A 25,931-nucleotide genomic window follows, 5' to 3' on the forward strand; every position below is an offset into this window, starting at 1 on the left:
TAGGCTTTATATCATGTCTGAAGAAAGCACAGCATCGCACAAGGAGAGGATCGTACACCTTCTGCAGCAGCAGAACGCTGCTCGCATGAGCGAGATTCTCGCAGCTGGCGCCACAGCCACCGCGGTTTCTCGACTCGAGCGTGACGGAACGATCGTTCGTCTGAGTCGAGGCCTATACCAACTGGCTGACAGACCACTTGAGGCTAATCAGCCTCTTATCGAAGCGGCGAAGCTTGTATCAAAGGGCGTCATTTGTCTCGTCTCAGCCCTCTCATACCACGAGCTCACCGATCAAATTCCCCGGCGGGTCTCAATGGCGATTGGCCCACGAGATTGGCTTCCTCAGATTACCTACCCTCCTATCCGCTTTTTCCGCTTCTCTCCCGACGCACTCACTAAGCATGTTGAGACCCGCACAATTGACGGGGTCGACATCCGGGTAACGAACCCTGCCCGCACAATAGTGGACCTGTTCAAATATCGCGGAAAGGTCGGTCAAAATGTCGCGATCGATGGCCTCAAAGAGGTTTTCCGACAAAGGCGAGCCACGCCGGCCGAGGTTCACAATATCGCCGCTGAGATGAAGCAATGGAAGGTCATGCAACCCTACGTCGAGGCCCTCTCATTCAATGGCTAAAGACATCAAAGATGTGGGCACCTCGGTGCGCGCGCGTCTGCTCTCCCTATCGCGAAAGACAGGCCAGGCGAACGAACTTCTGCTCACGCGTTATGCGCTCGAGCGCCTCTTGTACCGCATGGGAATGACCGAACACGCAAGCCGCTTCGTGCTCAAGGGCGCGATGCTTATGACCACCTGGTTTGACGACCCGCACCGGCCGACTCGCGACATCGACTTGCTCTGCTTCGGGGATCCGCGGCCTGACGAAATGCTTCAAGTCTTCAGAGAAATCTGCAGCATCCAAGAAAAGGATGGCGTTGAATTTGACGTCGACAGTTTGGGAGTGACCGCTAACCGCGAGGACCTCGCCTACGGTGGCCTACGCCTTCAGACCTACGCCACGATCAGCGGTGCACGCCTCCGCATCATCATCGACATTGGCTTTGGAGACTCAACCGAGCCTGGGCTCGAAGAACTCGAGCTCCCAGTCTTGCTCGATCAGCCTCAGCCGCACCTCAGGGCCTACGCGCGAGAGACCGTCGTCGCCGAAAAATTCCAGGCGATGGTTATGCTCGGTCAGGCGAACAGCCGACTGAAGGACTATTACGATCTCTGGCTGCTGGCGCGAAGCTATGAGTTCGACCCGCATCGCTTGGCTGGGGCGATCGCCGCAACCTTCAGACGGCGAGGGACTCCGATCCCGACGGATGTACCCGACGGCCTCAAGCGCGAGTTCTACGAAGATCGAGCGAAAACAAGCCAATGGCGAGCTTTCGTCGACGACGTAGCCGTTGACCCGGGTTCTCTGGCGGACGTTGCAGCGGCACTTTCCGACTTCCTGATGCCCGCAGCCCGTGCAGGCGCGTCTCTGACCGACGGCGGCGCCGACGGCAGTGCCGCCGGCGGTGGTTCAGACCCGCCGGCGAACAGCGCCGACGACGACGGCGCGCCACCGACGTTAGTTCAGTCGGGAACTCGTCCGAGCTAATGTAAGCTCAAGATGGCTCGAACTGCAGCACGACGGCAGTAACGTTATCGTGCCCTCCGGCGTGAAGCGCAGCTTCAACCAGTTCCTCGGCCGGCCGCTCACTACGCCCCAGAATCTCTCGGATCTGCTCATCGGGAACGATATCCGTCAGACCGTCACTGCTGAGGAGGAGCCGGGCGTCGGCCGGAAGTGGTTGTGTGAAGATGCATGGTGCAAGCGTGCGTCCTTCTGATGAGCCTCCCAGGCACTGGGTTAGGATATGGCCATGAATAACGTGATCCTCGGACAAGTGCCGCAGCTCGCCATTCTCGAGGAGGTATATTCTCGAGTCACCTACATTGAAGGCGCTCATGCTCCTGCCGACAGCCACGACGCCGCAAACCGTCGTACCCATTCCCTTGAATGCGGGCTGCTGGTTCATCGCCTCGCGGATCGCCCAGTCTGCCGCAGCCAATGCATCAACAAGGTCTGAGGCATTTGCGTCCTGCATTAGGAAAGGTCCAAGCACCTCAACAGCTAAGCGGCTAGCGACCTCGCCGGCAGCAGGTCCACCCATACCGTCGGCGACCACTGCCCACACGCGCTCTCCGGGCAGCCGCCCCTGCCACGTACCCTCGCCTCCAAGCGTGAAAGCAGTAGATAAACCGAGCGCGTCCTCATTTTGTTGTCGCACAAGCCCCACGTGCGTTGCCGCCCAGCAGTAAAGATCAGGCACGTTGGTATGCTCTCCTTTGGTGCGCCGACGCGGCAATATTCAATGACCGCATGAACACGACATCAATCGAACCAGCGGCTGCCGCAGTACACACCATATATTCACTCAGGTTTCCGCTTTGCCGCTGCTGCGCGAGGGTGTGGGCGAGGTAACATGCCTCTGTCAGCGCTCAACCGGTAGGCCTTCAAAACATGCGGGCGCGCGCGATGGCACCGGTCCGATTGCCAGCTAGCCTTCTAATCGGCGGCCTGGGCGAGGCTGAAGCCCGTCGGTGAGCGCGTGTCGAACAGAACAAGTTCGGAACAGTCCGGGTAGACTTCGTGGACCTGACCTATGCACGGCGGCTCGCACTTTTTCAGGAGTGAATCGATGCTTACGATGACGTCGAGACAGTGCATGTCGCCTCGTCGAACGCATTGCTTGCCGGCTTGGCGAACCACGTTCCTTGCAGCGTCAATGGTATGAAAATCGATGAAGTAGCCGTCGAGACCCTCGGCACCACGCTCATCAGGCCAGTCATCCCGCACGGACCAGGGATGGGGCCGCTCTTTACGGGACCTCTTCCGAACAACAGAGGCTTCCGGGTTTGCCTGACCTGTACCGATCGCGTCCGCAAAGGCATCGCGATGGTGGCAAAGGGCAAGTAAGGCGAGCCGCAATGGCTCAGCGGGATCAACACGACTTGCAAGCTCCCTCAGGCTTACCCAAGGTCGGCCTCGTCCCCAGACAATATCGTCTACCGCCTTGCGAATGTAACGCACCGGATCGCCGACATCTTCACCTTCCTCAGGTAACCAGCTTCCGATGAGTCTAGTCAACGCCTTCAGTTTGACGATGCCCTCTTCGCTACAATAGCTAAAGGACTCTAGACCCGAGGAACCACCAGGTATTTCATCCAGATAATGTCGATCGTCGTTAATGATCGAATCTAGTTCAGGCATTATTGTCCAACTCCAATCACGGGCGGCAGCGACATCGAACTGAGACAGAAGGGCGTTTATCCAAGATTTAAATCAGCGACTGAGCGAAAATCCAGGCGTATCGCTCATGTCTTCCAAGTACCGATAGGTGCTGGGATCATCACTGAAGTAGAAGTACAGGGTCTTGCCTGCATTATCCCCAGAGAAATGGAAACGCGTAGGCCACAGCAAGGTGGTTAAGAGGTGGAGAAACGCGCTTACGACCGATGTCCGAGCATCCTGCCCGTCGGCCGACTTTGCCAGTTCGAAAATCTTCGAACGAGCTTCTTCAACGCTAGCGATTTCAACCTTGTAGCCGATGCATTTGGTACTGCTGGTGTAGTCGGCTCGCGGGGGGAGGTAGATTACTGTTCTTGCAAGCGCGTCGAACTCCGCTCCGGGATCTTTGGCGATCACTCGCTCCTCAATTCGCACCATCGATTGCAAGAGAAGCGACGCTACCGACCGCAAACGAAGCAGCGGATCGTTCGGGTCGATAGGGTTTTCGATCTCCCGAAGAGCTGCGAGGAGCTGCTCACACGCCGCAATTAGCCGACCGAAGGGGTCGAGCGGAGGCGCGGACAGGGATCGGGTACTAGCGCGCAGTTTTTTGGCCAACGTCCGCGCCTTGCTATGTGCTTTGGTACCTGGCGCGGGTGCCGCAATGATCTTAGCGGCGATCTCGGGATCGTCCTTGAAAAACGAAAAAGTCGTCAGCTGGGCGATGCGTTCTCGATCATTCATGGGAAATCGCCTCTGTAGGCTGCAATAGGGTGTAGGCTTTGATCAGGTGACCGTCGGCCGGCTTGGTGTAGCGCATGGCGATTGTTCCGTTCGGCCGGCGCACAGGCTCGGCGCCCAGGCACTTCTTCACCAGCGCGCCAATCGCGCGATTGAGACGAGGATGGTCGCTCGCACTGACAGCGTCTTGATACAGCTGCAGGTTTTCGAGACGGATACGATCGAATACCCGCAACGTCACGTCTGGCTCCCAACCTGTATCTCGGAGCTCAGCACAGATCGCCCGAACAATGCGCAGCAGAGCACCCTCTGAACTCGGGAGCCTAGGCTTTCCGCTTGTACGCCTTTGCCTCAGTGCCTCCTCGAGCACCAACTCAGCATGGCGCGCCGGGGAAATTCCCAAGACCTCAGCGTCAGCGGCATTGGTCGCTGCAGCTTCCGGAGAAAGGGCCAAGCTGAGCACATGTTTGGACGGCATCAGACAACCTTGAAATCAGCTCGGCTGGCTACTTAATTAGCTTTTTCCTCATTGCAAGCGTTGAAAAGGTAATGTCCCGCTACAAGAATCTCGATCCTTCTGAGCAGCGCATCGCCTCACTGCGACGTGACGGATACCTTCCGGTGGACGTCTTTGGCCGACCAAGGGTTCCGCTCGGCAATGGTCCTGAAAGCCAGCTCGCCCGCGCCACTCACCCGATTCAGGAACCTCGTCTCCGGACAGTTTCTAGAGGGCTGACCGCCAAGGACTTTAAGTTACTCTACACCAGCACAGCAGTGGCCAACCTTTCAGGGTGGGTATTGAACACCTTTGCGACGGTCGCCTGGCGGGTAGACGAGAATTGCAGCGAAACCTTCGCCGCGCAGTGCCACAACGATCTTCTGGAGCGCATGCGAGCTTGGTTTCGGGATCGGCGCAAGTCGCATCCCAATCTTCCGTATGCCGCGATCTGGGTAAAGGAGGTTGGTCGCAAGCTCGGACTGCACAGCCATTTCCTGCTGCACGTCCCTTATGAGCTTCGATTCGATTTTCGTCGCTGGCTTGAGCGAGCGGCGCACAAGCTCATTGAGGCACCTGACATTAACCCCTTTAAGGAAGACGGCACACGACGGCTGGTGCATGTATCGCCGAATTTCGACGCCGACGTGGCCGAACAATGGAATGTGTTTCGCTACCTCGTCAAAGGCCTAGAGCCTTCGGCGCTGCTCACGCTCCGGCACGAGGAAAAGCACATAAAGCATCTTGTGCGGGAATTTGCCGGCATCGCGATTTCTGACCAAGGCAGGGTCATGGGCAAGCGATGCGGAAACACGCACGATGTCGGACCCGCGGCCCTGACGGCCTTAAAACAGCGATTCGGCACGCCGGTGATCTGGCCTGAGCATTCGCTTCAGGGCGACGAACTCGGCTTTGACGACCGATTTATTAGGGCTGGTCATATCGGCAGGCACCTAGGATCGCTACCGGAGATTTAGATCGAAACCTGAGGTTTTGATTTCAAAACAGCAGGAGCCTGCAGCCTAAGTGATTGAAAGGTTTAAACTATTCCCATCACTCGCTTGCGTGTCGGTTCAGCCTTGCGCTGCTCTCAAATGTGGGCGGTTGTCTGCAATCGAGCTTTCTAAGGATCGTCCAGAGGGCGAGAGGCGGATCGATCTTGAAGCTCGACGGCTGACGCTGGCGGCTACCGAAAGCGAGCGACTTTTCTTTTGATCCCTTTGATTCATTTGACGTGCTCACGATAGTGGGCCCGTCCGAAGGGCGATCGACGGCGTCATCCTTGTCGCCCAAACGCCGGCCTTCCACGCGGCCTTGACTTCAGCGGCCGTGCCATTCCTCGGGTAAAGTCCTCAGCCTCGGACGCAATGCCCAGTGAGCCAGCCCAGCTATTTCTATGCCAGCGTCGCGGGCCCGTCTCAACGCGTTTCGCCGTGGCATCCCGCCGCCGGGCAAGCGCCGAGGAAGCAGTGGAGCGATTTCCTCAACGATCTCGCAAATCCTGAGCATAGCGTCGTCGGCCGTTTCGATCCGTCGGACGCTCATCGACGGGCGGCCTGCTGCACAACCTTGCCTTGGCAATAATCGAGGAACTCGCAGGCAAAGGGGTCGCGGCAGTGAGGGCCTGCAGCAATCGCCGGCTCAGGCGCAGCGAGTGTCCGCTTCGCAGCGTCGATCACCGTTGCTCGTTGAGGTAAGTATGACAGCACTTCCCCCGTGACATCCACGTCCACGAAGGAGGCGGGCTCATCGGCTGCTCCGCGGCGTGCAGGCTTTAGGTGCCTCAGAAACATCGAAGACACGCACACCTTTGACCCTCGCAGCACCCAGGCCTGAGTGGCGACGTCTCGGATGTGGTACGGCCTTAGGCTGGTCGAGCTCTTTACCTCGATCAGTGACCAGCCGCCCCATCGATCAGGCGCAAGCACATCAGCACGGATGATCACGCCGGCATGCATGAAGGCTGGTTCGAACAAGGGCGTGAGGCGCTTCGCTGACACCAGAGACCGGGTGTGCGCCATTGCTGCCACAAGGTTGCGGTGATCATCAGCAACCAGGACGCCGCCCGATGTCCGCTCCCGGGCCACTTCGCCGATGTAGTGACCTCGAGCAAATATCCGCAGCGTCTGATCATCAAAGCGGGCAAGGCCTGGTCGATGAACCTGCAGCCAGAGCCGTCTGCGGCAATGCTCGAACGCCGCAATTTTGCTCTTCGAGAGCCTCGGCTCGTGGAAAGGTGAAGCACGATCGGCAGTTACGGCGTTTGACAAGACAGCGGAACCTCAGCCTGGGAGTGAGACAGATTCACCGGAGCTGTGCCGATGTTGATGGGTGCAAGGTCCGGGATGGGTGAGCGAAGCCCCGAGGTGCCTGTTGCTCCAGCTTTGCCGACTAGAAGCGCTTGAACTCTGGCTCCTGACCGTTGGAAAGGAAGGTCGCCGCAAACCGACCCGACTTGGTCAAAGCGGTGCAGGTGATGTGGCTGGGACCGGCGTAGGGGTTGGTGTAAGTACAAGTCCCTGTCGCTGGCACGGTGTTCCGCGGCGTGCCGGTGCCGATCAGCGAGAAAATTACATGGTCGAGCTTGATCTCTGCGATGTCACCTTGTGCTCCCGTATCGAAGCCGCTGAAGGTCACAACGGCAAGGTCACCGGCGGTGAAGACGAAGCCGCCTCTGCCCGTCCGATACATCGAGTTCGTGACGAGACTTGAGCACGCTCGGCTCGCATCCTTACCAGCAACGACAAGGCTCCTGCAGCGACCATGCATGATCGCAACGGCTTTGAGGTTGGTGAGATCGCTAGTTTGCGCGGGCAAGTTTGTGCCCGCTGCAATCGCCAGAATGGCGGCCGTGATCAGTAGCTTCATCGGAAGGTCCTTCCAGAGGAGTTCTAGCCACGCCAAGGGCTACATGGCGTAGGTGTTGTCATCGTTCGGGCGACCGTCGCGCTTGTTCGCTTCGATGCGCTGCTGGCGTTCCCGCTCGGCAGCCTGACGTTGCTGATCCTCAGCCGCGTGCTGCTCTTCGGTCTTCCTTTCTCGCAAGGCTGCGCGGGAGGCGACACACGGCGCGAGTACGCTCCCTACCTCCGTGCTCGATTGATCCCAGGCGAATGTTTCCTCACCGTTGGGCAGGAAGAGCCGGAGTGTGATGCGCTTGGCTGCGGCCATTTCATCGGCAGTATCAGGAAGGATGCCATCGCCAGGAGTGTCCTGAATTGTGCCCGAGGTCAGCTTGACCTCGTTGGTGTACTCAAGTGGCGCTTGCACGAGCTGCACGGCTGCTTTGTCATCTGCGCGCATCTGGTAGCGGATGCCCTGCGCGCCGAAGCCGTTCACCGTCTCCGTACGCATTTCTGCCGGCTGATCATCTTTCTGGAAGGTGCTGGCCACAAAGTTGATCTCACCGTCGCTGCGGCAGCTGATCGCGATTTCGGCGTCGGCTTGGACACCAGAAAGACGCGTGCGCGCCGCGGTCGTCCGCAGGTCGGTCATAGGGTCCTGCTGGGCCGTGACACTCCACGAGCTGCTTTCGGCCGAGCTATCATCAGCTGTCTCGTGGGGGCTCCCTCCGGGTGAAGTCGTCGAGGGGCTAGCCCCGCTGCTCGCCGGCGTCAGCGAGCTTGCCTTGCCGAAGAAGAAAACACCTATGAGTAGTAGCGCCACCGCGGTTGCGACGAAGCTCCACTTCAGCACCTGACGCAGGCTGCCCGCGCCTCGCCAGCCGGCTTGCCACCGCTCGGCCGATGAAGTGGGGCGAGGAGCGCTGCTACCACGAAGCTCAGCCTTTCGTGCCTCATATTCATCTGCCGACAATTGTCCCTGAGCGCGCATGCGCTGAAGGCGCGCAAACCCGTCAACAGAATCGCTCACGTAACTTTCCTCCGTTTGCTCCGGAGCCGCTTCCAAGATACGACCACGCAGCGACTTACACACTAAAGTTGATAAACAGCATCGTGTCCAGGCGCGACGGTCGCGTGCATGGATATGCGCCGCCTAGTTGGAGAAAACGTGCGCTACCGGCGTATCGCCCTGGGCTGGACCCAGGAGCGGTTTGCCGATGAGAGTGGCTTCTCGCAGCAGTACATCAGTGGGCTGGAGAGTGGCCGGCGCAACCCGACCGTCGTGAGCCTGTTCGAGCTGGCTCAGGCGCTGGGAACGTCTCCGGCCGAGCTGTTGCTTCCGCCGAAAAGCGAATGAGATAATCGGCCGCTTCCTGTGCCTTTGCAGCGGCAGTAACAATGGCTCGGCTGTCGTTCTTCAGAACTCGCAGCCATGAGGCGATGTAGCCGGCATGATCGGGCCGCGGTTCGACGGTGAGCCCCAGGTGCCCGGCAATGAAGGCAGAACCGAGCTCAGCGACAAGCTCTTCCATGGCGTAAGCTTCCGTGGCGAACCGCCCGGAAAGTTCTCGCGCAAGCCGGTGCTTTGCTCCCGACCAGTGCACAAGTTCGTGGCACACCGTCGCGTAATAGGCCTCCGGACCTCGGAACTGAGCGAACTGCGGCAACCAAATCTGATCGATTTCTGGAATGAAGCAGGCCTGATCCTGACCGTGTCGAATCTGCGCGCCGGTCGCAGCGACAAAGTCTTCAGCATCGGTAATCCGCTCACGTGTCGAGAGCGTCCTCACCTCGGGTGCCGGCGGTACACCCTCGACTTGGGCTTCGTTGAAGACCAGGAAAGTGCGGGCAAGGACGCGCCGGCCTTGATCAGAGCTATCACCATCCTCTGTGCCTGCCGGGGTGCCGGTCGCCTTCCACAGAACAACGGCCGTCGACTTCTCCCCCTTGCGGACTTGTCCGCCGGCCTGCCGCCACTGCTGGTATGTAGCCCAGCGGCCGGTCGGGTACCCCCCTGCTTCGGCTGCTGCCCAAAGCAGCAGCGTGTTGATGCCGCGATAGGCGCGCCCTGACATTGAGTTGGCAGGCTGGGCGATGCCCCTGCCCCAACTGTGCCAGGGCATTTTGAAGGCACTCGCCCCAGCTTCGACCGCAGCAATGATGTGCTGGGTGATCTGCTCGAATAGCTCGTTGGCGCGCATGGCCCTGCCCTGCGTCGGGCTAGGCGGCAGCGGCGAGGACAGGAAGCGCGGCGGGCTTTGCCCGTGCCGGCTTGGACCAGGCCGCGGCGTCGGCACGAAGTGCGTCCTCGACTGCGAGGTCGACTTTGAGCCAGTTGCAGTATCGATCGTAGAGGATCTGGGCATAGTCGAGCTGGCCAGCCCAGGCGATTGCTTCGATCACCCGTTCAAGCTCAAGATTGATGAAGGGCACGGAGCCAGGCTGGGGTTCCGTCAGCATGGAAGCGTAAAGTGCCGCGCCCTGCTGGATCAGGTGGTTGTGGCGAGGCGCGATCAACACGAAGCGGGCTTCGGCGTAGGCACCGCCCTGCGTCGCCGCGACCGTCAGCAGGTGCTCTCGGAAAAGCTGCTGGCACGGGCCGGTGCGCAGGACACCATGCATCGGGTTTTTGTACATTTCGGATGAACGGGCGAGTTCGCCGTAACGATGGCGGTGTTCGCCAACCGCGGCGTCGGTGCCTTCAGAATACTTCTGCTCGATTGCTAGGAGCCCTCTCTGCCCGTCGCGGCGCTCGTAGACGATTGCCACGTCAAAGGCCGTTCGGTCCTCGGTGAACTCGGGGCGGCTGCGGCCGGGGCTGTGCTCGAACCAGACTTCGACCACTCGGGCGAGGTCGATGTCGGGAATGAGGCTGCGGACGACACGTGCAGCAAATTCGAGATCGAAACGAAGGGGAGCGAAGAGGTTGAAGGCAAGCGGCATGCTACTGAGCAGATTGCCGAACAGGCGCTGGCGCTCGATTAGCGCCCCCACTTCCTGGTAGATGACTTCGCGGCGCGCGAGCAGAGCTACGTCCGGCGTGAGGAAGTTGCGCCCGGCCGCGGCAGCGGCGCCACCGAGGAGCGAGCCAATCTTGCGCTGCCCGTTCCGGCCGATGTGGGTGCCCATTGGCAGACCTTGTTCCTGGCGCCAGAGTGCCTGAAGGAGGCGGGCGCAGGCACGGAAGCGATGATCATGCTTCTCGTAGACCCGGTGCTGACGAAGCAGCGCTTCTGGCACCAGCGGAAGCTGGCGATAGTGGCCCGTTCGCCGAATGCCCATCAACATGATCCTTTCTGCCCAGGCCGCGGCCGGCCTTTCGAGGAGGATTCACGCAGTGCAGGAGGATCGTGCTTCCGCCCCGAACTTGAGGGCCGAACTCCATCTCCGATCGACCGACCTGTGAGGCTGGGGCTGCGGCGCAGGCTGTTACGACTGCGCGGACCGCCGGACACATCGATTGTGGCAGGGCTACGGGGAAGAAGCAGAAGGGAGGATGCAGAGGGTGGTTAGATAAGGAAGTTGAGAGAGGGGATAAGGTTGGTGGTGCAGGTTGAAGGTATAGGTAGGAGGTTAAGGTGGTAGGAGGGAGTGGGGGGTTATGCGGAATGCGGAATATAGTGCTTCGCCTTCTGTCCGAGCAGCTCATGGGAGCCAACTCCCACAGCGTTTATCGTCCACATTATGGCCTCGCCTTCACGCCCGTTGAGTTGGGGTCGGCCTAGGCGCCTCACGCCGGTTTGCGCATTGAAAGTTGACAGCTCGAGCCTCGAAAGTTGATGTTGTCATCGGTGAAGGGCCGAGGGATGGATCTGCGCCGCTCACATGTCAGGACGACGCTAGGCTCGTCCTACCAGCGAGCTTCTACGAAGGCTGCCTGCCAAGCACGAAAGTTGAGGTTCCTATTTTGGAAAGTTAGGCATCTGGCTTCAGGTGGGAGGAAGATGAAGTCCAGTCCGCGGGAGCGCAGAGCAATGTGAAGTCGCCGATCAGCGCTTCCGATCCGCGCGGAACTCTTGCCATCGCGGGCCTATCGCCACGTTTCAGCACCTGGGCTCCTACGGCACTTTTGATCTGACGGGCGACACGCCGATTGACGGCGTCTCGATAACCACCCTGGATAGCAAGCTCATAGAGAGGACGGTGCTCGAGCCTGATCCGCTCGAACACGGCAAGAGTAAGGCGCTCATTCCAGACAGACATCGTGCTGACTTCATCTCTTGCAAGCTCTGCAGTCACGTCGAGCAGCTGCCGCTCGGCACGAGCCTGATCCAGCTCGGTACCCGGCTCCAGAAAGGGCTGAAGTCCCTGCTCGACAAGCCGGGACACGGCCTCGGCTTCGGTGATGCCGAGTTCCTCCGCCCGCGCGCGCAGGGCCTGCTGGAACACCGGCCGAAGCATGACCTGGATGATGGGCCGAGACTTCTTCAAGCAAATGCCTCTTGTCGGCGGTGAAGAACTTATTACATACACGTAAGTCGATACAGCAATGGCCGATAACGTGCGTCATCATCCCTTAGCAACAGCCCTCACCGTCCGCCAAGCGAGGCCGCCGGTCACCGTGCAAGTCCTTCGTGCTGCACCCATGCGCTTGCTCGGAGAACGGTCGTGACGCGCGCGTACACGGTTTCCTCTCTGGCCGGCGAATGGGGCTGCTCCGAGGGCGCCATCCGCAAACTGATCGCGACCGGTGAACTGGGAAGTTTCCGGATCGGCTCTCTCATCCGCATCCCCGCCGAGGAGGTCAGGCGTTTCGAATGGAAAGATATTCAGTCCAGCGACTTCGCGGCGGTTACGCCATCGTCTGGCATGACGAAGCTGGCAAGCGGCACCGATACACCCTTGAAGCTGCCGATCGCCCCACCGCGGAAGCGGAGGCGCGTGCGTGGTGGAAGCGCAACACTGGCGCAGCCAGCACGGTCGGCGGTTTAGTCGCGGCCTACATCGACGCTCGCGAGCTCGCCGGCATCATCTCAACGGCACGCCAGCGGGACGCGTGGAAGGCGATGGCGCCTTATTGGGACCGGGTCGATCCGGGCATGATCGATGATGAGATGGCGCGGGAATATGTGCGTCGCCGGAGTCGGTCGGCTTCGACTACTCGCTACGAGTTGTCGATGCTCGCGGTTGCCCTGCGGTGGGCCGTAAAGCAGAACCTGATCGAGAAGGCACCGGACATCTGGCGACCAGCGGCACCCGAGCGCGGCATGAAGCATCTCACGCCGCAAGAGTTCGGCAAGTGGTTCGCAGAAGTGCGGGCCGAGCACGCGCGCTTATACGTCGAGCTCGCCCTGGCAACCATGGCACGTCCGAGCGCAATTCTTGAGCTTACCTGGCCGCAGATCGACTGGGAACACGGCACCCTGAACCTCAACCCGCCGGGTCGGCGACAGACGAAGAAGCGTCGCCCGATCGTCGCTCTGGACGATGATACATTGGCGTTGCTGAAACGAGCCCGAGAGGGAGCGCAAAGCAGTTACGTGGTTGAGCGCGGCGGTAAGAGGATTGCCAGTATCAAGAAGGCTTTCCAGGCAGCTTCCGAAAGGAGCCAGGTTCATGTGACGCCATACACCCTGCGGCACACTGGAGCAGTGTGGGCGGCGGAGCGCGGCACTCCGATGGCGGAGCTCGCACAGTTTATGGGTCACGACGACGACCGGACGACCCAGAAGCACTATGCCCGTTTTTCACCGACGTACCTGCGCGGCGTCTCGACTAACCTTCGCGCCGCTCGCAACGAGGCAGCAGCCATCAACGGAAGCTCGCCAGCGTAGCTTCCCTTCGGAAAGCAGAATGCGAGGCGCAAGCGTCCGCTTTAGACCGAGAGCAGGCCGTCCGCTCTCGGGACTGGCCTCCTAGCTTGCAGCGGCGGCGCAAAAAGTCAGCCCAGTAGCTCCTCGATCAGTAGCAGCCCCAAGAAGCCGATGAAAAACATGGCGCTGATAAGCGGGCTGTCAGGTTTCTCATGCGCCTCTACCAGCAGTTCCTCAGTTACGAGATAAAGCAGGGCCATGAGGCCGAAGCTCAGAAAACCGGCGATTATAACTGGAGGAAAGTTCGCTACCGGCGTGGCCAGTGCCGCACCGATAGGAAGAAGCATCGCGATGCCAAGACTAGTGCCAACAATTCGAGCTTTAGAGCGAGTTGTTTCCTTAAGTTCCGTCGTCACCGTGAGACCGAGGAAGAGCACCTCGAGCGTCAGGGCAATCGTCAACAGGACGCCGGCTTTTTCACCTGCAACAAACGCTAACCCAAGGACTAGGCCATCGATTAAGATATCAACTCCAACTGCCCCCAACATTGCAAGCGGCCCCTCGGCGCGCCCCTCCATGGCTTTGAGCGACAGCATGAGGGAAACGCCGAGCGCTCCACCAACGAAGGTCGCGACAGGAGATCCCTCGTGCATGACCTGAGGTAGGATCTCGGCCGCTGCAGCCGCAAATACCACGCCGGCAGCGAGATGTTGCATTGCACTGACGACGGCCTCGCTTGAACGCCTAAATACGGCAAACAGCGAGCCAAGCAGCACAGCAGCAAGTGGGATCAGGGTATATGCAACAGCCTGCACGGCTTCAAACAACCTTATCGGACTCAAGCTCACAGGGCGTGGTTGAATCGGTTTCTATTTGAATGGTGGCATGGTCGATGCCGAACTTTGCCTTCAGCCTCGCGGCAATTTCGACAGTGTAGATGTCGCCTGGATAGCCGGTCGGCATGAGCAGGTGGACCGTGAGTGCTGTTTCAGTCGTGCTCATCGGCCAGACGTGAAGGTCATGGAGAGCCTCCACTCGAGCTTGGGCACGCAAAAAGCCGCCGATCTCATCCAAATCCATGCCTGGCGGAGCTGCCTGCAAGCTCAAGTTTACCGAGTCGCGAAGCAGCCCCCAAGTTCCGGCAGCAATTAGTACGACGATGACGAGGCTGGTGACTGGGTCGATCCAGTTCAAGCCGGTTCGAAGGATAACGAATCCCGCGACCACGACTCCTGCAGAAACGGCGGCATCCGCCGCCATGTGAAGGAAAGCGCCGCGGATATTGAGATCGCCTTTGCGGCCAGACATGAAGAGGAGCGCGGTGACGGTGTTGATGACGATGCCTATGCCAGCAACAATCATCACCGTTCCGCCAGCGACGGGCTGTGGGTCCGAAAAGCGGCGAATAGCCTCAACCGCGATTACGACAATCGCGACAAGCAGCAGGAGCGCGTTCAAGAAAGCTGCAAGGATCGACGAGCTGCGGAACCCATAAGTATAGCGGCCCTTCGGCACTCGTTTGCCTAACGTCGCGGCACCCCAAGCGATGAGCAGGCCGAGCACGTCGCTTAGATTATGCCCAGCATCGGCAAGGAGGGCCATCGAACCGGCGGTGATACCGTAGCCGGCCTCAACGAGGACGAATCCCATGTTGAGCGCTGTACCGATTGCAAACGCGCGGCCAAAACTCTTTGGAGCGTGGCTATGCCCATGGCCGCCCGGCCCATGGTCATGGTGATCTTCGTCGGCGTGACTGGCATGGGTATGGTCATGCACTTCGGAGTACTCCAATATGTTCTCATCGACCGGCTCAGCAGCCGGTTGATAGCGAGTTTCTCATGCCGACTTGGGACACCTCACCAAATCTATCCGGGCGACTTTTCTCACATTTTGCTGATGGCGGCTGCAGCCTCACCCCCGATCACCTCGACGGCCTCGAGGGTGATCAGAGCTACGCCAGAGACCTCTCGGATTGCTGTAACGAATGCACGGAGTCGGTCCTCGCGATCGACGATTTCAACTACCAGCGATTGATCGTCCTCAAGAACATGTCGACGATGCACATGCGCCGTGCGGCCAAAACCGAACAGCGCCTGCAGCACTGTCACCCCGGCCATACCGGCCTCGCGGGCGCGGGTGGCGACCACCTCGAAGACCTTTCGGTCGCCGTAGAATTCAGCCTCGTCGGTGTAGATCCGAAGTAGCTTGATGGCACTGTTCATGCGCACCTCCATTGTCACGCCAGAACGGATCCAGCAGGTGGGCTCGTCGATTCAACTCTAGGCTGTTCGACGGTTCGGTCCCTCTCTTTCTTCTCACCCCACCCGAGCACCACGCGCGCGAGGGCTGGGAGGACGAGGAGGGTAAGAACGGTGGCAGCAATCAGCCCGCCGATGACGACGGTGGCCAACGGCTTCTGCACCTCGGCACCGGTGCCGTGCGCCAGCGCCATGGGTACAAAGCCGATTGCCGGCACGAAACCGGTCATTACCACGGCACGCATCTTCTCGATGCAGCCATCGATGATGGCCCGATCAAGCGAAGCTCCATTTTCTGACTGCTCTCTAATCGCCGTCATAACGACGAGCCCGTTCAGCACGGCCACCCCGGCCAAGCAGATAAAGCCAACTGCTGCTGACACGGAAAACGAGATGCCCGTAACGGCCAGGGTGAATACACCTCCGGCAAGGCCGAGGGGCACCGCAAGGAAAACCGCACCGGCTCGCGCGAATCCACCCAGAGCCATGTAAAGCAGTCCGAAGATGGCAAGAAAGCAAAGTGGCACCACGATCGCCAGCCTTCTGCTTGCGTCCTGCAGGTTTTGGAACTGCCCACCCCACTCCAGGTACGAACCGGTGGGCAGTGTCACCTTATCAACCTTGGCTTTCGCCTCCGCGACAAACGACCCAACATCGCGACCTCGCACATTCGTTTGAATGACGACGCGCCGCTTGCCGTTTTCGCGGCTGATCTGATTCAAGCCTTCGCTGAACCGGAATTGCGCCACCGAAGAAAGAGGAATCGAGGAGCGCCGGCCGCCTTCGCCCGGCAAGAGCACCGGCAATGCGGCCAACGCATCGAGGCTCTCGCGCGTAACTTCTGGAACCCGCACGACGACCTCGAACCGACGGTCCCCTTCAAACAGCAGCCCGGCATCGCGCCCTCCCATTGCGGCTGCCACTGTGTCCGCCACTTCCTCGATGGTGAGCGCGTAACGGGCGATGGCTGCCCGATCGAACCGGACATCCAAGGTCGGTGAGCCGCTGGTCTGCTCCGCTTTGACGTCGGCTGCGCCTGAAATGCCTTGCAAAACGCGAACAATCTGCGCGGCAGCAGCACCCATCTTATCGAGATCGTCACCGTAGAGTTTGATTGCGACATCGCCGCGCACGCCCGCGATCAGCTCGTTGAAGCGCAGCTGGATTGGCTGACTCACCTCATAGGTCTGTCCCAACCTGCTGCCCGTCTTCTTCTCAATGCGTTCAAGGACGTCGGCCTTCGCTTCGACGCCCGCAGGCCACTCGTCCTGGGGTTTGAGGATGACAAAGCCATCCGAAACATTCTGCGGCATCGGGTCAGTCGCCACTTCAGCAGTACCCGTCTTCGAGAACATCAAGGCCACTTCTGGAAGGCTTGTAACCGCCCGTTCGACCCCACGCTGCATCGCCAGTGACTGGTCCAGAGAAACGCTGGGGACACGGGTTGAAGCTAAAGCGACGTTCTTCTCGTCGAGCTGAGGGATAAACTCCTGCCCGAGCAGCGAGAAGGCCGGAATGCATGCCAGGAAGAAGGCGAAGCCGCCGATGATGAACGGCCATGGGCGGGCGACAGCCTTGTCGAGCAGGGGTGCATAACGCCGTTTGGTTTGACGTATAAGCCACACGTCTTTTTCCGACACCTTGCCGCGCATTAGCAGCGCCACCATTGCCGGAACGAAGGTAATTGCCAGGATGAACGCGGCAACAAGCGCAAGCATGATCGTGATCGCCATTGGCGAGAACGTCTTGCCTTCGACGCCCGTGAACATGAGGAGTGGCGCAAAAGCGAGCAGGATGATTGCCTGTCCGAAGACAGTCGGCTTGATCATCTCCTGCGACCCTCGCATCGTTTCCTCGAGACGCTCGCGGAGAGTAAGAAGTCGTCCCTCGTGCTCCTGTCTGCTCGCAAGCCGAGCAAGGCAGTTTTCGATGATGATGACGGCTCCGTCGACAATCAGACCGAAATCGAGCGCTCCAAGGCTCATCAAGTTTCCAGGAACTCGAAATGCATTCATCCCCATCGCCATCATCAGGAACGAGAAGGGAATAACCAGCACTGCGATGAACGCCGCTCGCCAGTTGCCGAGCAGGACGAACAGGGAGACGGCAACAAGTATGGCACCTTCGGTAAGGTTGCGCTGCACGGTCGCAACCGTCGCATTGACCAATTTCGACCGGTCCAGCACGGTGGTCACCTTGACGCCGGGCGGGAGTGACTTGGTCAGGCCGTCCAGCTTCTCGCCCACGGCACGCGCCACGATCCGGCTATTCTCACCGATCAGCATCAATGCCGTGCCGATAACGGCTTCGTGACCATTCATGCTGGCCGCACCGGTTCGCAGCTCACCGCCGACGTGCACGTTGGCGATATCCTTGACCGCTACAGGTACGCCGCCGCGGGTAGCTACGATCGCGTCCGCAATCTCGTCGATGTCGCGAATACGAGCGTCGGCCCGCACGAGAAAAGCCTCGCCCCCGCGGTTGAAGTAATTGGCACCAACTGAAAGGTTGGCTGCTTCAAGAGCCTTCGCCAGCTCAGAGAAGGAGATTCCGTACGTCGACAGCTTCACCGGGTCGGGTTCGACGACATACTGCTTGGCGTAGCCGCCGATGGAGTCGATGCCCGCGACCCCGGAGACGGTCCGTAGCTGGGGTCGGATGATCCAGTCCTGGACTGTACGGAGATAGGCGGCCCGGCTGACATCGTCGGTGAGACGCTGACCCTCGGGGGTTAGAAAACTGCCGTCAGACTGCCAGCCAGGCTGCCCATCTTGTACCTTCGCGCCGCGCCCTCCGGGGTTCGCGAAATCGACCGAGTACATCAGCACTTCGCCAAGACCCGTGGTTACCGGACCAATCTGGGGCTGCACTCCCTCGGGAAGTGTATCTCGCGCCTGAGTCAGCCGCTCGCTTACTTGCTGGCGCGCGAAGTATAGGTCAGTCCCCTCCGTGAAGATCGCCGACACCTGACTGAAGCCGTTGCGTGACAACGAGCGGGTGGTCTCTAGCCCCGGGATTCCGGCTAGCGCCGTCTCGACCGGAAACGTCACCCGCTTTTCGATTTCGATCGGTGAGAGGCCAGGCTCAACTGTGTTAATCTGCACCTGCTTGTTGGTGATGTCTGGCACGGCATCGATTGGCAGCCTGGTAAGCTGCCAAGCACCGATTGCAGCAACCACGAGAAATAGAAGCACCACCGCCCAGCGGGCGCGGACGGAAAGACCCATAAGGCTCGCGATCATGAACCTTACTCCTCCTCGCCTGCGCCCTTGGCGAGTTCGGCCTTGAGCAGGAAAGCGTTCTTGGTAGCAATCGATTGTCCGGGCGTAAGCCCTGAGAGAATCGTAACTCGGCCAGCGCTGCGCTGACCTGTAGAGACCGAAACGGCCTTGAAGCCGGTCGGGGTGCGGACAAAGACCACATCCCGCCCGTTGAGCGATTGCACCGCTTCTTCGGGGACTACGATCCCGTTCGCCGCGCCGCCCGCCTGACTTGGTAGTAGGCGAACTCGAACGGCCAGCCCGGGTTGGAGGCGACCTGAAATAGCTTCAAGCACCGCCGTGGCGGTGCGGGTCTCGCCACTAATTGTTGGGGTCACTGCGCGAACCCGCCCGTTGGTCGTAGTGCCGTCCGGCAACTCGATGACGGCTCGGTCGCCAGCACGCAGTCGGGATGCATCAAGCGGGCTGACCGCCGCTTCGATCTGAATCTCGGCTGGGTCGGCAACGCGGAACAGTTCCGTTTCCGGCTGAACGAAGCTCCCAAGCCTTGCTGTTACGCCCGTTACTCGGCCAGAGATCGGCGAGGCGATGATGACGCTGCGACCATCACTGCTCACGTTGGCTGCTCCGGCCGCTACGCTCGCGCGGCGAGCTTCAGCCGCCGCAGAAGCCGCTTCCGCCTGCGCTTGCTCAAGGTCTACCCTCGGGGATACCTTCTGACCGTAAAGGTAGCGCTCTCGCGAGAGATTGCGCTGAGCCAAGGTCGCTTTGGCTGCCGCTGCCGATCGATCCGCGCTGATCTGCGCGGCTTCACGGCTCTCCACCACGGCGAGTGTCTCACCGCGGCGCACCGCGTCCCCAAGTCGCTTCAGCATCCGGGTGACCGCCCCAGCAGCACGGGCGGTTATCACCGCCTCGCCCCTCGCGGAGGGAGTCACGGTTGCCTGCGAGACGATCTCGGATGCAAGACCGCCAGCGCTTACAGTCTCGGTGACCACCCCCATTGCTTTCGCCAACTGTGCCGACAGTTTGATTGCGTCCGGTGTCGGTGGTTCAGCCTTAGTCTGCGCAGCTGGCGCGCCTTGCGACACTTCATCAGAAGAATTCTGGGTTGTAAACTTGGCCAGTAGGAATCCACTCAGGCCGGCGACAAGCGCCGTAGCTGCGACGCCGCCTAGAAATGGACGTTGCCGGACGAGCGTCACTACGTTGAGACCAGCCGGCGAGGGCGACGAGGCAACCGTGGTGCCCTCCGTCGGAGAAATTGGTTCCATCAGATTATCTTTCTGAACTGGAGAAGGAAGTTGTGAGGCGGGCGAGGCGCGCTTCTGCATCACGGTATGCGGCAAGAGCGTCCACCGCGTCCGATCTCGTCTGAGACAAGGTTCGTTCGGCCTCGATCAGCTCGAGTTGGCTAAACTTGCCTGCACGATAGCCGATGCGGGCAATGCGAGCGGCCTCAGTCGCGGCGACTAAAGCCGGACCTGCAGCATTCCTGGCCGCTGCGGCAGCGTTTGCTAGCTCGGCTTGCGCCGTGCTGATGGTTTGTTGCGCCTCCAGCAAAGCAACCTGCCTAAGCGCTTCGGCTTGCGTCAGCTGCGCACTTGCTTGTTCGATCGCCGCTCGGCCGTTGTTGAACAACGGAATTGCGACGGCAACACCAACGACCGCAGCGACGTCGTTCGTTGCCTCAAGCCTTCGTGCCCCAGCACTGATTGTCACATCGGGAATGCGCTGAGCGCGAGCCAGTCGGAGCTGAGACCCGGCAATGCGAGCGTCAGCTGAAGCGAGCGCAAGTGCAAGCGTGCCTCGAGCGTCGATGCTCTCAACAGGACCAAAGGTTCCGATCTGCTGGAACCACGCACTGTCCAGACTGCCTGAGATCGGCTGTCCAACCAGGCGCGATAGGTTCAAGCGTGCAGCGTCTGCCGTTCGCTGAGCCCGCTCAACCGCGGTGTCGGCATTGAGCCGCAAAACCTCCGCTCGCTGCTGCTCGATCGGCGACGCTGCTCCGGCGAAAACTCTCGCTCGCGCAGCGAGGGCGCTCTCGGTTGCCAAGGCCGCCTGCTCCTGTGCGATTTCAACACGGCGCTCGGCAGCTAAGGCAGCAGCATAGGTTTGCCGGATTGTGAGTGTCAGGTCGGCAAGAGCAATTCCGGCGGCGATTTGCGCGCGACTGACCTGCGCATCGGCCAAGGCGACCCGGGCCGAGCGCTTGCCGCCAAGTTCAAGCGGCAAGGCAATGCGAGCTGTTGTCTCAGCACCCCGAACGCCGCGATACTCTCCGGTACCACCGATGTTCTCACTTTCCAGGCTGATCTCTGGATTGGGGCGAAGAGAGGCTAGGCCGCGGCCAGCACGCGCCGCCTGCACCCCTGCAGCTCCCGCAGAAATCGATGCAGAGCGAGCCCCACCGAGCGCTAGCGCCTGCTCGAGTTTGAACGGCTGAACGCTATTAGTCGTTGCGGGCAAGGGCATTTGCTGCCCCTGCGCGGCCGACGCGTACGCTCCTGCGGCAAATGCTGCCGCGAAGAAACGGATCATAACAATTGAGACTCCTGACGAACCGGGAAAACCCAGGCGCAAAGCAGCGCGTGGGTGCTCAGGCTTGTCAGGCGATAGGTGGCCTCAGATCGCTCTCTGATTCAGCTGAGGCGAGCACATCTGTTGGTCGCTGCGAAGCGAAAGAAGAGTCCAAGTCGATCAGCTTGAAACCAGAGGTGCGGGCAGGCTCGCCTACCTGGTGGCCGTGGCATGAGCCATGGTGATGTGCGTAGCCTTTCTCACTGTCGGCAGGCCCCTCATCGGCATCGCCAGCTGTGTGGCCATCAAAGGTAGCTTCAGCTTTGTCGATACAGCCAATCGGCTCTGCCACGTGCGCGATCGCTGCCGCTCCAAATGAGGACGCGAGCAACACAGATAGAAGGATAGCTAGAAGCCAACGCACCGCCGTCACATAGCAGCTACTCGGCGGCTAGCAATGGCTTTGAATTCGGGCGTGGAACTACAAATGCCGTACTTCGAAGAGAGATGTGAATGGACCCTCTTGCGACAATGCAACTGGCCTTTTCGAGCTTCCAGGCTGAGGCGCGCAGAAGCGGCCTTAGAGTTGCGAGTTGATCATGTGCGAATCTTGCTGATTCTCGATATCTAGCTGACGGCTCACGTCGCGTGAATGCCACACAAGGATTATCACGAAAGCGATTACTAAACCGATGACGATCCAGCCGAGCGTTTCGACTAAAGACCGGTTGACTTTCATTGTTCTGGCTCGGGGTGCAGCTTAAGGCGTCGCAGGGCACGTGAGGTCGCTCGAACCATGTCACCGTCAAAAACTACCTCGCCACTGTGCATCATGTTAGTCAGTAATCCTTTCAGGCCTCGGCTGTTGAGTCTGCCTTTCAAATCAGGTCCTGACTCAAACGCCGCCGCCAAATCTCGAATTTCTATCACCCCACCGGTTCGACCAAGCGCTCTGCGGACGAAGGCATAAAGCGACGTGGGATCGCCGTACGTAGGCTTGCCCACTCGCCCATGGGGTATCGGTCTGTCCATAAGCCTTGCTACGCGCACGTTATTTTTAGAGCGATGTACACAGTAGAAAATTTAGTACATTGCCCACATGGCATACTTGTAGCTCCCGGCGGCAACCGCGACCGGGTCCTTCGACTGCGGTCCTCAATTCAGGTCGTCGTTGTTCCGAAGAGTAGGTCCTTCGGTGTAAAAGGGCCGTTACTCCTCAAAACATCGACGGAGCGATCGCGAGGAGGCACTCTGCTTGCGCCCTCGACAACTGGGTTCCGATGCTGACCGTCACGACGGGCCGGGACCCCAGGCGCCGGTGCTCGCAGATGACAGCATCGCCGCTGGTCTCTCCCAGCTGGGCTGCCACTGCCTTCTCGAGGGGGCCAATCGGCGCAGCGCACAATCAAGCCGAGAAGCCGATGCACAATCCGCTCACGACAGCTACCGGGAGCGGTGTAGCGGGGCCGGCGAAGCGTTGCTCTTGACCTCGCCAAGTTCTCCATATGCCTGCTGGATGATCTGGAAGCCACCCCACAAGCCAAGAGCCGCCATCAAGCTCGCTACGAGTAGGTCAGGCCAGGCCGTGCCGGTCCCGAACACACCCGCGGCCGCCAGCACAACGGCGACGTTGCCGATCGCATCGTTGCGGGAGCAGATCCAGACCGACCGCATGTTCGCGTCGCCCGTGCGGAAGCGGTAGAGCATCATCGCGACAAAACCGTTCGCAAGCAGCGCCACAATCCCAACGGCGCCCATCACTCGGGCCTCCGGCACCGGGTCGCCCATGACCGCCCATATCGTCGCCATTAAGACGTAGAGCCCTAGCAGCGCCAGCGTCGCACCTTTGAGCAGCGCCGCCTTGGCGCGCCACGCGAGCGCCATGCCGGCGACGCCCAAGCTGATCGCGTAGTTCGCAGCGTCACCGAAGAAGTCGAGCGCGTCGGCTTGCAGCGCCTTCGATCCGCCCGCGATGCCGGCGACGAGCTCAACGGCGAACATGCCAGCGTTAATGGCAAGCGCAATCCAAAGGGCGCGCCGCCACTTCGGGTCGTTGAGGGTGCCCGCCGTCTCGGACGCACAACTTGTGCAGGCCATGCTCGCTACCTCGATAAAGTCGATCTGACCGCCCATATGCACCTTGTAGTCGCTAGAGGGTCAAGTGCCGTGTTTGAGAATTTGACAATCGGAAAGCTCGCGAGAGCGACCGCGACCAAGGTGGAGACGATCCGCTATTACGAGCAAATTGGCTTGTTGCCGGCGCCGGCACGATCGGCTGCCAACTATCGCACCTACGATGAAGGACACCTCCGCCACTTGTCTTTCATTCGACGGGCGCGCGATCTTGGCTTTTCGATCGAACAGGTGCGCGAGCTCATGAGTCTCGCGGACAGACGCGATCAATCGTGCATGGCGGTTGATCGGATCGCCAATCAGCATCGCGCCGAGATTGAGCGGAAGATCATCGATCTGACTGCGCTCGCGGGCGAACTTGATGCTTTGATCGACTCGTGCAGCCGCAACATCGTTGCGGACTGTAGGATTCTCGAAGCGCTAGCGCCAGTTCGGCCAATTGCTAATGCGAGAGAGTCGCAAACTTCTTGACCCTCTAGCTACTAGAGGGTGTACGAAGGCCAGATGATCGCATCAAACACTCTGTTATCGGCCACGACGGTAGCAAGATTCGAATCCAATGTGGCTCGGACATTGCGTCGCCTGATGGCGCATGCCGTACTAATGCTGCTCAGTCTGTTCGCTCTGCCCGCCGCTCTGCTCGCTGCGCCCGCGGCCGATCTCAATGAAGTCCAAACCGCGTGGCGGCTGCTCGACTATATCGCCGTCGATTACGGCGGCGCGGTCGAGGGGGGGCGCGTCAAGAGCGCGTCGGAATATGCCGAAATGATGGAGTTCGCCGGCTCCGTGTCGTCGCGGCTCGCCACGCTCCCGCCCAAACCGGAACGTACGATATTGCTCGCGGGAGCGACGCGCCTGCAAGGCATAATCGCTCGCAAGGGCACGCCGCAAGCGGTCGCGACGCTCGCGCACGGGTTGGCGGCCAATCTGCTGCACGCCTACCCCGTGCCGCTCGCACCCGCTTCGCCCCCTGATTTCGCGCGGGGGTCCGTCCTGTTCGGTTCCACCTGCGCTGCCTGCCACGGTGCGACGGGAGATGGGCATGGCCGGAATGCCGCCAAGCTTTCCACCCCGCCGATCGCGTTCACGGACGGGGATCGGGCCCGCCAGCGCAGCGTGTTCGCGCTCTATCAAGTCATCACGCAAGGCATCGACGGGACGGCGATGCAGAGCTTCGGCGATCTGCCGAGCGGGGATCGCTGGGCGCTGGCGTTCCGCGCAGGGAGCTTCGCGTTTACTGATGAACAGGCGCGCGAAGGCGAACGGCTGTGGAAGGCCGATGCGGCCTTGCGCCAGCGTGTTCCAGACCTGAAAACGCTTGTGGGGCTCACCCCTGCCTCGCTCGCAAACAGCATCGGCGAACGGCGGGCGCTGGCGGTTATGGCCTATTTGCGCCGCCACCCGGAAGCTGTGGTCGAGCAGGCGCCAGCATCGCTCTCGGTCGTTCGCCATAAGCTCGCCGCAAGCCTCGATGCAGCCCGCAAAGGTGATCGCCGTGCCGCGAAGGAACTGGCGCTGTCGGCCTATCTCGATGGGTTCGAGCCTGTCGAGCCGACGCTCGGCGCTCGCGACGCGACGCTGCTTGCTCGGATTGAGAGTGCGATGGGAGAGTATCGCGCTGCGGTCGATCATGGCGCCAAGCCCGATGATCTGACGAACCGTGCTCTCGTCCTCAACGGCCTGTTCGACGATGCAGAAGCGGCGCTCGCCCCTAGCGCATCTAGCGGCGCATCGACGTTCCTCGGCGCGTTCGCGATCCTGCTGCGCGAGGGGCTGGAAGCCTTGCTCATTATCGTCGCCATGATCGCGTTCCTGCGGAAAGCAGAACGGTCGGAGATCCTGCCTTATGTGCATGGCGGCTGGGCTGGGGCGCTCGCCGCCGGGCTGCTGACTTGGGTGATCGCCACCTATGCAATCGGGATCAGCGGTGCGAGCCGGGAGCTGACGGAAGGTTTCGGATCGCTGTTCGCGGCCGTGGTCCTGCTGTCGGTCGGGATCTGGATGCACGGCAAGGCGCAAGCCGATCAATGGCAACGCTATATTCGCGAGAAAATGACGCACGCATTGTCGGGCCGTTCGACCTGGATGCTGTTCGGATTGGCCTTCGTGGTGGTTTACCGGGAGGTATTTGAAACGATCCTGTTCTACGCGGCACTGTGGACGCAAGGAAATGGTGGCGCGCTAGTGACTGGGGCCGGAGCGGCCGTCGCGGTACTCGGCGTGATTGCCTGGGCCATGCTACGCTACAGCCGCCAACTTCCGATCGCCAAATTCTTTTCGTATAGTTCATGGTTGATGGCTGGCTTGACCATCGTGCTCGCCGGCAAAGGGGTGGCGGCGTTGCAAGAGGCTGGGATCATCGACATCGCGCCGATCGCCGATGGACCTCGCCTGTCGGTATTGGGCCTGTTCCCAACTTGGCAATCGATCCTCGCACAATTGCTCATCGCAGGTGCGATTGTAGCCGGCTTTTCGCTGAACAGGCGCGAGGCTCGTCGGACGCGTGACCTCGCGCCGACCAAGTAAGAAACGCCTCAGGAAGGTGCTTCCCGGAAGCCATCTTTCTCTAGATGGCCGCACGAACAGTGCTTGTTACAGGGTGGGTCTTAAAACGAAGAGAGCTCTTCAAGAATGCCGCACTGGCGATTGTCCCGTGCCCAATACTTGTCGATTACGCCGGAT

General features: G+C 60.4%; 23 protein-coding genes and 2 pseudogenes. 8 read left to right on the plus strand and 17 right to left on the minus strand.

The window, feature by feature from the left end:
- The first annotated feature begins 85 nt into the window (after positions 1-85).
- Positions 86-637: a type IV toxin-antitoxin system AbiEi family antitoxin domain-containing protein gene (locus tag GCU42_RS08990; protein ID WP_240309395.1), complete on the plus strand. Its 552-nt coding sequence runs from the start codon at positions 86-88 to the stop codon at positions 635-637.
- Positions 630-1,607 (plus strand): nucleotidyl transferase AbiEii/AbiGii toxin family protein, encoded by a 978-nt coding sequence (locus tag GCU42_RS08995; RefSeq protein WP_114227205.1) that lies wholly within the window; start codon positions 630-632, stop codon positions 1,605-1,607. The genes GCU42_RS08990 and GCU42_RS08995 overlap by 8 nt, the downstream gene beginning before the upstream one ends.
- A 7-nt stretch (positions 1,608-1,614) precedes the next feature.
- On the opposite strand, the gene GCU42_RS09000 is transcribed toward GCU42_RS08995, so the two are convergent.
- The 4 genes from GCU42_RS09000 to GCU42_RS09015 all read right to left on the minus strand — a co-directional run bounded on the left by GCU42_RS09000 (position 1,615) and on the right by GCU42_RS09015 (position 4,263).
- Positions 1,615-2,322 (minus strand): PP2C family protein-serine/threonine phosphatase, encoded by a 708-nt coding sequence (locus GCU42_RS09000; protein WP_152569530.1) that lies wholly within the window; start codon positions 2,320-2,322, stop codon positions 1,615-1,617.
- A gap of 236 nt (positions 2,323-2,558) precedes the next feature.
- On the minus strand, positions 2,559-3,263 hold the full coding sequence (locus tag GCU42_RS09005; RefSeq protein ID WP_152569531.1) for a hypothetical protein: 705 nt from the start codon (positions 3,261-3,263) through the stop codon (positions 2,559-2,561).
- A gap of 72 nt (positions 3,264-3,335) precedes the next feature.
- Entirely contained in the window at positions 3,336-4,025 is a 690-nt protein-coding gene (locus GCU42_RS09010; protein WP_114227207.1) for a hypothetical protein, read from the minus strand.
- On the minus strand, positions 4,018-4,263 hold the full coding sequence (locus GCU42_RS09015; protein ID WP_152569532.1) for a hypothetical protein: 246 nt from the start codon (positions 4,261-4,263) through the stop codon (positions 4,018-4,020). The genes GCU42_RS09010 and GCU42_RS09015 overlap by 8 nt, the downstream gene beginning before the upstream one ends.
- A gap of 308 nt (positions 4,264-4,571) precedes the next feature.
- Between GCU42_RS09015 and GCU42_RS09020 the strand changes: the two genes are divergently transcribed.
- Entirely contained in the window at positions 4,572-5,495 is a 924-nt protein-coding gene (locus GCU42_RS09020; RefSeq protein ID WP_152569533.1) for a hypothetical protein, read from the plus strand.
- Positions 5,496-6,059: 564 nt separating this feature from the next.
- Here the strand turns inward: GCU42_RS09020 and GCU42_RS09025 are convergent.
- The 3 genes from GCU42_RS09025 to GCU42_RS09035 all read right to left on the minus strand — a co-directional run bounded on the left by GCU42_RS09025 (position 6,060) and on the right by GCU42_RS09035 (position 8,013).
- On the minus strand, positions 6,060-6,788 hold the full coding sequence (locus GCU42_RS09025) for a hypothetical protein (protein ID WP_152569534.1): 729 nt from the start codon (positions 6,786-6,788) through the stop codon (positions 6,060-6,062).
- A gap of 121 nt (positions 6,789-6,909) precedes the next feature.
- Positions 6,910-7,386 carry a hypothetical protein gene (locus tag GCU42_RS09030; protein ID WP_114227210.1) on the minus strand — a complete coding sequence of 159 codons (477 nt, stop codon included), beginning with the start codon at positions 7,384-7,386 and terminating at the stop codon, positions 6,910-6,912.
- 39 nt (positions 7,387-7,425) lie between these two features.
- Positions 7,426-8,013: a hypothetical protein gene (locus GCU42_RS09035; RefSeq protein ID WP_152569535.1), complete on the minus strand. Its 588-nt coding sequence runs from the start codon at positions 8,011-8,013 to the stop codon at positions 7,426-7,428.
- Between the two features lie 492 nt (positions 8,014-8,505).
- Between GCU42_RS09035 and GCU42_RS15640 the strand changes: the two genes are divergently transcribed.
- Complete coding sequence (locus GCU42_RS15640) at positions 8,506-8,718, plus strand: helix-turn-helix domain-containing protein (protein ID WP_425505012.1); 213 nt, start codon at positions 8,506-8,508, stop codon at positions 8,716-8,718.
- An 82-nt stretch (positions 8,719-8,800) separates the two neighbouring features.
- Here GCU42_RS15640 and GCU42_RS09045 read toward each other — a convergent pair.
- From GCU42_RS09045 to GCU42_RS09055, 3 genes and pseudogenes are all read right to left on the minus strand, one after another.
- Positions 8,801-9,562: pseudogene (locus tag GCU42_RS09045) on the minus strand (ArdC family protein); the annotation flags it as partial.
- Positions 9,563-9,581: 19 nt separating this feature from the next.
- On the minus strand, positions 9,582-10,649 hold the full coding sequence (locus tag GCU42_RS09050) for a PGN_0703 family putative restriction endonuclease (protein WP_152569536.1): 1,068 nt from the start codon (positions 10,647-10,649) through the stop codon (positions 9,582-9,584).
- A 627-nt stretch (positions 10,650-11,276) separates the two neighbouring features.
- Positions 11,277-11,792 carry a hypothetical protein gene (locus GCU42_RS09055; protein ID WP_114227215.1) on the minus strand — a complete coding sequence of 172 codons (516 nt, stop codon included), beginning with the start codon at positions 11,790-11,792 and terminating at the stop codon, positions 11,277-11,279.
- 177 nt (positions 11,793-11,969) lie between these two features.
- On the opposite strand from GCU42_RS09055, the pseudogene GCU42_RS15645 reads away from it, so the two are divergent.
- Both GCU42_RS15645 and GCU42_RS09065 read left to right on the plus strand, forming a co-directional pair.
- Positions 11,970-12,104 (plus strand): annotated as a pseudogene (locus GCU42_RS15645) (MerR family transcriptional regulator); the annotation flags it as partial.
- 14 nt (positions 12,105-12,118) lie between these two features.
- Complete coding sequence (locus GCU42_RS09065) at positions 12,119-13,135, plus strand: tyrosine-type recombinase/integrase (RefSeq protein ID WP_114227216.1); 1,017 nt, start codon at positions 12,119-12,121, stop codon at positions 13,133-13,135.
- A 107-nt stretch (positions 13,136-13,242) separates the two neighbouring features.
- Here GCU42_RS09065 and GCU42_RS09070 read toward each other — a convergent pair whose 3' ends face one another.
- The 7 genes from GCU42_RS09070 to GCU42_RS09105 all read right to left on the minus strand — a co-directional run bounded on the left by GCU42_RS09070 (position 13,243) and on the right by GCU42_RS09105 (position 23,213).
- Entirely contained in the window at positions 13,243-13,929 is a 687-nt protein-coding gene (locus tag GCU42_RS09070; RefSeq protein WP_114227217.1) for a ZIP family metal transporter, read from the minus strand.
- 4 nt (positions 13,930-13,933) lie between these two features.
- On the minus strand, positions 13,934-14,890 hold the full coding sequence (locus tag GCU42_RS09075) for a cation diffusion facilitator family transporter (protein WP_114227796.1): 957 nt from the start codon (positions 14,888-14,890) through the stop codon (positions 13,934-13,936).
- A gap of 107 nt (positions 14,891-14,997) precedes the next feature.
- Positions 14,998-15,336 (minus strand): DUF190 domain-containing protein, encoded by a 339-nt coding sequence (locus GCU42_RS09080; protein ID WP_114227797.1) that lies wholly within the window; start codon positions 15,334-15,336, stop codon positions 14,998-15,000.
- Between the two features lie 14 nt (positions 15,337-15,350).
- Positions 15,351-18,614, minus strand: coding sequence for an efflux RND transporter permease subunit (locus tag GCU42_RS09085; RefSeq protein ID WP_152569537.1), 3,264 nt, complete (start codon positions 18,612-18,614; stop codon positions 15,351-15,353).
- A 5-nt stretch (positions 18,615-18,619) separates the two neighbouring features.
- Positions 18,620-19,930 (minus strand): efflux RND transporter periplasmic adaptor subunit, encoded by a 1,311-nt coding sequence (locus tag GCU42_RS09090; RefSeq protein WP_246165626.1) that lies wholly within the window; start codon positions 19,928-19,930, stop codon positions 18,620-18,622.
- Positions 19,872-21,137: a TolC family protein gene (locus GCU42_RS09095; RefSeq protein ID WP_114227219.1), complete on the minus strand. Its 1,266-nt coding sequence runs from the start codon at positions 21,135-21,137 to the stop codon at positions 19,872-19,874. Before GCU42_RS09095 ends, GCU42_RS09090 begins: the two co-directional genes overlap by 59 nt.
- A 1,422-nt stretch (positions 21,138-22,559) precedes the next feature.
- Complete coding sequence (locus GCU42_RS09105; protein WP_114227799.1) at positions 22,560-23,213, minus strand: cation efflux transmembrane domain-containing protein; 654 nt, start codon at positions 23,211-23,213, stop codon at positions 22,560-22,562.
- Positions 23,214-23,249: 36 nt separating this feature from the next.
- Between GCU42_RS09105 and GCU42_RS09110 the strand changes: the two genes are divergently transcribed.
- Together GCU42_RS09110 and GCU42_RS09115 are read left to right on the plus strand one after the other, a co-directional pair.
- Complete coding sequence (locus GCU42_RS09110) at positions 23,250-23,720, plus strand: MerR family transcriptional regulator (protein WP_114227221.1); 471 nt, start codon at positions 23,250-23,252, stop codon at positions 23,718-23,720.
- 114 nt (positions 23,721-23,834) lie between these two features.
- Positions 23,835-25,775: a cytochrome c/FTR1 family iron permease gene (locus GCU42_RS09115; RefSeq protein WP_114227222.1), complete on the plus strand. Its 1,941-nt coding sequence runs from the start codon at positions 23,835-23,837 to the stop codon at positions 25,773-25,775.
- Positions 25,776-25,931: the final 156 nt, after the last annotated feature.

It is taken from the genome of Sphingomonas ginsengisoli An et al. 2013 (assembly GCF_009363895.1).
Lineage (GTDB): Bacteria > Pseudomonadota > Alphaproteobacteria > Sphingomonadales > Sphingomonadaceae > Sphingomicrobium > Sphingomicrobium ginsengisoli.

Excerpts from the sequence above, each read along its gene's own strand:
- GCU42_RS09020 (WP_152569533.1), top strand. The coding sequence starts at position 4,572 with ATGTCCCGCTACAAGAATCTCGATCCTTCTGAGCAGCGCATCGCCTCA.
- GCU42_RS09005 (WP_152569531.1), bottom strand. The coding sequence starts at position 3,263 with ATGCCTGAACTAGATTCGATCATTAACGACGATCGACATTATCTGGAT.
- GCU42_RS09050 (WP_152569536.1), bottom strand. The coding sequence starts at position 10,649 with ATGTTGATGGGCATTCGGCGAACGGGCCACTATCGCCAGCTTCCGCTG.
- GCU42_RS09030 (WP_114227210.1), bottom strand. The coding sequence starts at position 7,386 with ATGAAGCTACTGATCACGGCCGCCATTCTGGCGATTGCAGCGGGCACA.
- GCU42_RS09010 (WP_114227207.1), bottom strand. The coding sequence starts at position 4,025 with ATGAATGATCGAGAACGCATCGCCCAGCTGACGACTTTTTCGTTTTTC.
- GCU42_RS08990 (WP_240309395.1), top strand. The coding sequence starts at position 86 with ATGAGCGAGATTCTCGCAGCTGGCGCCACAGCCACCGCGGTTTCTCGA.
- GCU42_RS09110 (WP_114227221.1), top strand. The coding sequence starts at position 23,250 with ATGCACCTTGTAGTCGCTAGAGGGTCAAGTGCCGTGTTTGAGAATTTG.
- GCU42_RS09035 (WP_152569535.1), bottom strand. The coding sequence starts at position 8,013 with ATGACCGACCTGCGGACGACCGCGGCGCGCACGCGTCTTTCTGGTGTC.
- GCU42_RS09105 (WP_114227799.1), bottom strand. The coding sequence starts at position 23,213 with ATGGCCTGCACAAGTTGTGCGTCCGAGACGGCGGGCACCCTCAACGAC.
- GCU42_RS09095 (WP_114227219.1), bottom strand. The coding sequence starts at position 21,137 with ATGATCCGTTTCTTCGCGGCAGCATTTGCCGCAGGAGCGTACGCGTCG.
- GCU42_RS09065 (WP_114227216.1), top strand. The coding sequence starts at position 12,119 with ATGGAAAGATATTCAGTCCAGCGACTTCGCGGCGGTTACGCCATCGTC.
- GCU42_RS09085 (WP_152569537.1), bottom strand. The coding sequence starts at position 18,614 with ATGATCGCGAGCCTTATGGGTCTTTCCGTCCGCGCCCGCTGGGCGGTG.
- GCU42_RS09115 (WP_114227222.1), top strand. The coding sequence starts at position 23,835 with ATGGCGCATGCCGTACTAATGCTGCTCAGTCTGTTCGCTCTGCCCGCC.
- GCU42_RS15640 (WP_425505012.1), top strand. The coding sequence starts at position 8,506 with ATGCGCCGCCTAGTTGGAGAAAACGTGCGCTACCGGCGTATCGCCCTG.
- GCU42_RS09080 (WP_114227797.1), bottom strand. The coding sequence starts at position 15,336 with ATGAACAGTGCCATCAAGCTACTTCGGATCTACACCGACGAGGCTGAA.
- GCU42_RS08995 (WP_114227205.1), top strand. The coding sequence starts at position 630 with ATGGCTAAAGACATCAAAGATGTGGGCACCTCGGTGCGCGCGCGTCTG.